The sequence below is a fragment of the Campylobacter sp. TTU-622 genome, from assembly GCF_016598965.1.
Classification (GTDB): Bacteria; Campylobacterota; Campylobacteria; order Campylobacterales; family Campylobacteraceae; genus Campylobacter_D.
This window is the reverse complement of the sequence record NZ_JAENKR010000069.1, coordinates 1-6,904: the sequence shown is the minus strand read 5'-3', so window position 1 is coordinate 6,904 and position 6,904 is coordinate 1. Positions and strand designations below refer to the sequence as shown.

Sequence of the window (6,904 nt, the reverse complement as noted above, 5' to 3'; positions counted from 1 at the left end):
AAGAAAAACCATTAGATGAAGTTACTTTTAAGACAGATGGTAAAATATGGGTTGGTTTAATTAATCTTAAAAATTATAAAAAAACTAGTTTTGTTAAAGATAAGGATTTTAATCTTTCTTTAAAAGAAGATCAGCTTGTTTTAATGGGAGCTTCTGCTTTAAGTTTTATAGATGAAGATGGAAAAGAAAAAAGATTTCCAGCAGGAGGTTCAAAGCGCTTTTTAATTAAAGACGGAAAGATCTCAAATATTACTTTAAGTGATTTTATAAAGCTTAATAAAGGAAAAGAATGGTAAAAATTTTATTTTTGATAGTTTTTACCAGCTTAGCTTATGGTATATCCTCTTTAGAATTGGCTAAAAATATTGTTAATTCCTCAAGTAAAAAAACCCAGCTTGAGCTTTTGTTTGCTAATCAAAACTATCAAGATTCACAAGGTAATTTAGATATAGAAAAAATATCTAATATGTTAAAAGCAAATTCTTTACTCAATCTTATACTTCCAACTCCAGAAACTTTGAGATTAAATTTTAAGGCACAAACAGATTTTATTTTATTTTTTGAAATTATTAATGATGCCTTAAATAATGCAGGTTATGTATATTTTATTCCAACAGATTTGGTTTTAAGAGAGGGAAATATTGATTATACTATACAAGTAGAATCTCAATATATTCTAGATCCTGGAATATTTTATAGGCTTTTAAAAGAAAATTCTGTCTATATTAATAATATAAAAAGAATAGGTTTAAATGACTATGAGTATGATTTGAATTTTGATCAAGTAAAATTAAAAACCAATGCAAATGTTAATTTAAACACAGCTACTTTTTTAGAAAAACCTTTGCAAGATTATATTGTTTTATTAAAAGGTGCCACTTCACTTAAAATAGATGCTAATGATACTGATGAATGGTTTCCAAAAATTTTATTTTTAGATAAAAATTTAAATTTAATCAAAAGTATTAAAAGTCAAACAAAAAATAATCATTTTTCAGAATTTGTTCCAGATGGATCAGTATATGTAATAATTAGTGATGTATATAATCTTGATAATATTAAAAGAGGTTTAAAAATATATCTTAAAAAATAAGGAAAAATATGTTTGATGAAATCCGTTTTCATACTATAGAAAGATTACCAAATTATGTTTTTGCTGAGGTAAATGCAATAAAAATGCTTGCTAGACGCAAGGGAGCGGATATTATAGATTTTTCAATGGGGAATCCAGATGGCAAAACCCCGCAACATATTATAGATAAACTTTGTGAAAGCGCTAATAAAGATAAAACATCTGGATATTCAGCTTCTATTGGAATTTATAAATTAAGACTTGCTATTTGTAATTGGTATAAAAGAAAATATAATGTTATTTTAGATCCAGAAAATGAAGTTGTAGCTACTATGGGTTCAAAAGAAGGCTTTGTAAATCTTGCTCGTGCCATTATCAATCCTGGTGATACAGCTATAGTTCCAACTCCTGCTTATCCTATTCATACTCAAGCCTTTATTATAGCAGGTGGAAATGTTGTTAAAATGCCTATTTGCTATAATGAAAATTTTGAGCTTAATGAAAATCAATTTTTTAAAAATTTAGAACAAACTTTAACTGAAAGCATACCAAGAGCTAAATATTTGGTTGTTAATTTTCCTCATAATCCGACAACAACAATAGTGCAAAAAAGTTTTTATGAAAAACTTATTCAGTTTGCAAAAAAAGAAAGATTTTACATTATTAGTGATATTGCTTATGCTGATTTGACTTATGGATCTTATAAGACCCCTTCTATTTTAGAGGTTGATGGTGCTAAAGATGTTGCTGTGGAAACTTATACTCTTTCAAAATCTTATAATATGGCTGGTTGGAGAGTTGGTTTTGTTGTGGGTAATCAACGTCTTGTTAATGCTCTTAAAAAAATCAAATCTTGGTTTGATTATGGTATGTATACACCTATACAAGTTGCAGCTACTATAGCTCTTGACAGCGATCAAAGTTGTGTTGAAAATATTAGATTAAATTATGAAAAAAGAATGCAAGTTTTAGTAGAAGCTTTTGGTAATATAGGTTGGAATTTAGTAAAACCAAATGCAAGTATGTTTATATGGGCTAAGCTACCACCTAGTAAAGCTCATTTAAAAAGTCTAGAATTTTCAAAACAACTTTTACAATATGCTAATGTTGCGGTAAGTCCAGGGGTTGGGTTTGGTGAAGCAGGAGATGATTATGTGCGCATTGCTTTGATAGAAAATGAAAATCGCATTCGTCAAGCTGCAAGAAATATTAAAAAATATTTTAAAGAAAATATATGAGAGTTGCTATTTTAGGTTATGGAACAGTAGGAAGCAATGTTGCAAAAGTTTTAATAGAAAATAAAAAAATTATAAAAGCAAGATGCGGTCAAAGCATTACTCCGGTAATAGCTTTAGCAAGACATATTAAAAAAGATGCTCTTATTCCTATTACTTTAGATGTAGATGAAATTTTAAATTTTAAAGATATTGATGTATATGTAGAATTAATGGGTGGGATTAAGCAACCTTTTGAAATCATTAGTGAATTATTAAAGAGAAAGAAAAATGTTGTAACCGCTAATAAAGCTTTGCTTGCTTATCATCGTTATGAACTTGAAAGATTAGCTAAAGATTTAGCTTTTGGTTATGAAGCAAGTGTTGCAGGTGGTATTCCTATTATTAAAGTTTTAAAAGAGGGTTTAAGTGCAAATAATATTATTAATATTAAAGGCATTTTAAACGGAACGTGCAATTATATTTTAACTTGTATGCAGCAGGTTGGAATGGATTTTAATAGTGCTTTAGAAAAAGCACAAGAATTAGGCTATGCTGAAGCTGATCCTAGTTTTGATATAGAAGGACAAGATGCTACACATAAGCTTTTAATTTTGGCTAGTCTTGCTTATAATCTTGATATAAAACCTGAAGAAATTTTAACTCAGGGCATTAAAGATATAAGTTCTGAAGATATGTATTTTGCTAATGAATTTGATTTTACTATAAAACTTTTAGGTATAGCTAAATTAAAAGATTCAAATATTGAATTAAGAGTGCATCCTACTATGATTAGTAAAAATAAAATGCTTTCAAAAGTTGATGGGGTTATGAATGCTATTTCTATAGTAGGTGATGTATTAGGAGAGAGTTTGTATTATGGTGCTGGAGCTGGAGGTTTGGCAACTGCTAGTGCTATTGTTGCTGATTTAATGGATATAGCCAAAGGAAATTTTAAAACTCCTATGTTAGGTTTTAAAGAAAAATTAGAATTTAACCTATTAAAACCAGAAGAAATATATACAAAATATTATTTAAGAATTAAAGTAGAAGATAAATTAGGAGTCTTATCTAAAATTACTTTACTTATGTCTCAAAATTTAATTTCTATTGAAAGTTTTTTGCAAAAACCTAAAAAAAATAATGAAAATTGTACTACTATATTTTTTACAACGCATTTTACTTATGAAAAGAGCATACAAAATTTATTAAAAATTTTAAAACAGCAAGAATTTGTCAAAGAAGAACCTTTTATGATGCGTATAGAGGATTAATGGGCGTATCTTCTTATATCCTTGGTATCAAAGGAGAAGATAAAGCCTGTGATTTTCTTAAAAAACAGCAGTTTCAAATTTTGGAAAGAAATTTTCATTCTAAATTTGGTGAAATAGATATTATTGCCTTAAAAGATAATATTTTGCATTTTATTGAAGTTAAATTTACTCAAAATGACTATAATGTTTATGAGCGCATTAATCGTAAAAAATGTCAAAAAATCATTAAAACAATAGAATTTTATTTTTTGAAAACACGTAAAAATAATGATTTTCAAATAGATCTAATTTGTGTTAAAAATAATATAATAGAATTTATTGAAAATATAACTTTTTAAGTTAGTTTTTTATTTAGTTAAAATACAATAAATTTAAAAAAAGGAGAAATTATGGGAAAATATATAGAACTTACTTCAGAAAATTTTTCAGAAGTGAAAGAAGGTGTTGCTTTAGTTGATTTTTGGGCTCCTTGGTGTGGTCCTTGTAGAATGTTGGCACCAGTAATTGATGAGCTTGCAAATGATTTTGAAGGCAAGGCAAAAATTTGTAAAGTGAATACAGATGAGCAAGGTGATTTAGCTGCTGAATACGGAGTAAGATCAATTCCTACTTTAATATTTTTTAAAAATGGTGAGGTAATTGATCAACTAGTTGGAGCACAATCTAAGCAAGCTATTGCTGATAAAATTAATTCCTTACTTTAATCTTCTAAAAGTCGCTTTAGCGACTTTCTAATTATATTTTATATTAAATAATAATTTTTATTAACTACATATTAAGAAAAAATTCTATATCATAATGAAAATAATTTTTTTAAAAAGGAATGTAAATGTTAGATTTAGCAATTATAGGAGGAGGACCTGCTGGACTTAGTGCAGGGCTTTATGCAACTAGAGGAGGTTTAAAAAATGTTGTTATGTTTGAAAAAGGTATGCCAGGTGGTCAAATAACCTCAAGCTCTGAAATAGAAAATTATCCTGGGGTTGCTACTATAATGGATGGTATTTCTTTTATGGCTCCTTGGAATGAACAATGTATGCGTTTTGGTTTAAAACACGAAATGGTTGGAGTTAGTCAAATTTTAAAAAATAATGATGGTAGCTTTAATATAAAATTAGAAAATGGAAAAATAGAACAAGCTAAATCAGTTATTGTTTGTACGGGATCAACTCCACGTCGTGCAGGTTTTAAAGGGGAGGATGAATTCTTTGGAAAAGGCGTAAGCACTTGTGCAACTTGTGATGGTTTTTTTTATAAAAATAAAGAAGTTGCAGTTTTAGGAGGGGGTGATACAGCCTTAGAAGAAGCTTTATATCTTGCCAATATTTGTTCTAAAGTTTATCTTATCCATAGAAGAGATGAATTTAGAGCAGCGCCTTCTACTATAGAAAAAGTGAAAAAAAGTGAGAAAATAGAACTTATTACAAGTGCAAGTATTGATGAAGTATATGGTGATAAAATGGGTGTTAGCGGTGTAAAGGTTAAATTAAGAGATGGTAATATCAGAGATTTAAAAATTCCCGGAATTTTTACTTTTGTTGGGCTTGATGTGCGTAATGAAATTTTAAAACAAGATGATGGAAAATTTTTATGCAATATGGAAGAAGGAGGTCAAGTTAGCGTTGATCTTAAAATGCAAACAAATATTAAAGGGCTTTTTGCTGCAGGAGATTTAAGAAAAGATGCTCCAAAACAAGTTATTTGTGCTGCAAGTGATGGAGCTATTGCAGCACTTAGTGCAATAGCCTATGTAGAAAGCTTACATTAATTTTTAAATTTTACCTCGTATAGAGGTAGAATTTTTAATGAAAATTAAGATAAGTACTTATAAATTTAATCCAAGGTATTCCAATAATAATATAAATTGCAAGATATACACAAGCAAATATTCCTCCTAGTAGGAAAAATTTAGCTCCTTTTACATACCCGCTTCCAAACCATAGAGGCGAACACCCTGTTCCATAAGGAGTAATAATACCCATAAATCCCATGCTTAAAGCAAGAATTAACATTACTTCTTGAGCATTTGCTCCTTGAATTTGTCCTGCTAAACTTGCAAAAATAGCAATAATCGCAGTTACATAAGCTGTCCCAGATGCAAAAAAATATCTAAGCCATGAAAAAAGCAAAAGCAATAAAATACTTGCAAATAAAGGAGAAAAACCAAGTAAATATTTGCCTAAATTATTTGTTAAAAAATCTAATATTCCCATATTTTTAAGCCCACTAGCTAAAGTAATAAGGGTAGCAAACCAGATTAAGGTATTCCAAGCACTTTTATTTGCTAAAAAGTCTTGCCAAGTAATTATTTTAAGACCTATCATTAAAATAATCATTATTAAAGCTGTTGTTGTAGCATTGATTTTAAAAAAACTAGCTCCAACCCATAAAATCAAACCGATTAAAGCAACTATAATCATATAAATTTGTTTTTTATCCATTTTTCCTAAAGCTTTATATTTTTCATTTGACCATTGTGCTATTTCTTTTGAACCTTTAATTTCTGGTGGATATACAAAGTATCCAAGTAAAGGTGTTAAAAGAAATATAACAATTCCAACAGGAAGAAAGGATAAAAACCATCCAAGCCAATCTACAACTTCAATACCATTTTTTGAAATTAAAGATAGAGCAAGAGGGTTAGGCGCTTGTCCGGTTAGGAAAATTGAACTATTTACACACGAACTTGCTAAACCCATCCAAACTAAATATGAACCTATTTTTCTAGGATTTTTATCAGGATAACTTTCGAACATAGGAGCTATATTTGTTACTATAGGGTAAACTGTCCCTCCGCTTCTTGCTGCATTACTTGGAATAAAAGGAGCTAAAATAAAATCAACTATACAAATAGCATATCCTAAGCCTAAAGTTGATTTACCGAGTTTTGAAACAAGATAAAGAGCTATTCTTTCACCTAATCCAGTTTTTGAAAAACCAAGACCTATGGTAAAAGCGGAAAAGATTAACCAAACAACAGAGTCAGAAAAACCGCTTAATCCCCATTTTATGGCAGCACTATCACTTATAATACTTTTATCACTTCCTACAGGACCTATTTTGAAAATAACAACCAAGGTTATAGCAATAACTCCTATTAATGCCGGTGGAATAGGTTCTAGCATTAAACCTATAATTAATCCAATAAAAATACTTAAATAAAGCCAAGAATTGTTGCTCAATCCTTCCGGAGTGGGTATAAAATAAAATACTACAGCTATTATAATAGGTAAAAACAGCTTCCACATTATTTCTCCTTCTTAAAATTATTTATATTACATTTTAACAAAAAGTTAAAATATTTAAAATATATTTTAAATATTTTAAAATAAATAATTTATTAA

7 protein-coding genes and 1 pseudogene are annotated in these 6,904 nt (G+C 28.6%); 7 read left to right on the top strand and 1 reads right to left on the bottom strand.

Going from position 1 to position 6,904, the window contains the following annotated elements:
• The 7 genes and pseudogenes from JG677_RS06390 to trxB all read left to right on the top strand — a co-directional run.
• Positions 1 to 296 (top strand): annotated as a pseudogene (locus JG677_RS06390) (hypothetical protein); the annotation flags it as partial.
• Positions 290 to 1,093, top strand: coding sequence for a hypothetical protein (locus JG677_RS06385; RefSeq protein ID WP_200169918.1), 804 nt, complete (start codon positions 290 to 292; stop codon positions 1,091 to 1,093). The pseudogene JG677_RS06390 and the gene JG677_RS06385, both read left to right, overlap by 7 nt.
• An 8-nt stretch (positions 1,094 to 1,101) precedes the next feature.
• Complete coding sequence (locus JG677_RS06380; RefSeq protein WP_200285767.1) at positions 1,102 to 2,310, top strand: LL-diaminopimelate aminotransferase; 1,209 nt, start codon at positions 1,102 to 1,104, stop codon at positions 2,308 to 2,310.
• Positions 2,307 to 3,560: a homoserine dehydrogenase gene (locus JG677_RS06375; protein WP_200169916.1), complete on the top strand. Its 1,254-nt coding sequence runs from the start codon at positions 2,307 to 2,309 to the stop codon at positions 3,558 to 3,560. Before JG677_RS06380 ends, JG677_RS06375 begins: the two co-directional genes overlap by 4 nt.
• Positions 3,560 to 3,898: a YraN family protein gene (locus JG677_RS06370; RefSeq protein WP_200169915.1), complete on the top strand. Its 339-nt coding sequence runs from the start codon at positions 3,560 to 3,562 to the stop codon at positions 3,896 to 3,898. Before JG677_RS06375 ends, JG677_RS06370 begins: the two co-directional genes overlap by 1 nt.
• A 51-nt stretch (positions 3,899 to 3,949) precedes the next feature.
• Positions 3,950 to 4,264 carry a thioredoxin gene (gene trxA / locus JG677_RS06365; RefSeq protein ID WP_200169914.1) on the top strand — a complete coding sequence of 105 codons (315 nt, stop codon included), beginning with the start codon at positions 3,950 to 3,952 and terminating at the stop codon, positions 4,262 to 4,264.
• Positions 4,265 to 4,389: 125 nt separating this feature from the next.
• Positions 4,390 to 5,328: a thioredoxin-disulfide reductase gene (trxB, locus tag JG677_RS06360; protein WP_200169913.1), complete on the top strand. Its 939-nt coding sequence runs from the start codon at positions 4,390 to 4,392 to the stop codon at positions 5,326 to 5,328.
• A 34-nt stretch (positions 5,329 to 5,362) separates the two neighbouring features.
• Here trxB and JG677_RS06355 read toward each other — a convergent pair whose 3' ends face one another.
• Complete coding sequence (locus JG677_RS06355) at positions 5,363 to 6,808, bottom strand: DASS family sodium-coupled anion symporter (protein ID WP_200169912.1); 1,446 nt, start codon at positions 6,806 to 6,808, stop codon at positions 5,363 to 5,365.
• Between the last annotated feature and the right edge of the window lie 96 nt (positions 6,809 to 6,904).

Bases quoted from the DNA above. Each gene is read 5' to 3' on its own strand.
- JG677_RS06385 (WP_200169918.1), top strand. From the start codon at position 290: ATGGTAAAAATTTTATTTTTGATAGTTTTTACCAGCTTAGCTTATGGT.
- JG677_RS06380 (WP_200285767.1), top strand. From the start codon at position 1,102: ATGTTTGATGAAATCCGTTTTCATACTATAGAAAGATTACCAAATTAT.
- JG677_RS06375 (WP_200169916.1), top strand. From the start codon at position 2,307: ATGAGAGTTGCTATTTTAGGTTATGGAACAGTAGGAAGCAATGTTGCA.
- JG677_RS06370 (WP_200169915.1), top strand. From the start codon at position 3,560: ATGGGCGTATCTTCTTATATCCTTGGTATCAAAGGAGAAGATAAAGCC.
- trxA (WP_200169914.1), top strand. From the start codon at position 3,950: ATGGGAAAATATATAGAACTTACTTCAGAAAATTTTTCAGAAGTGAAA.
- trxB (WP_200169913.1), top strand. From the start codon at position 4,390: ATGTTAGATTTAGCAATTATAGGAGGAGGACCTGCTGGACTTAGTGCA.
- JG677_RS06355 (WP_200169912.1), bottom strand. From the start codon at position 6,808: ATGTGGAAGCTGTTTTTACCTATTATAATAGCTGTAGTATTTTATTTT.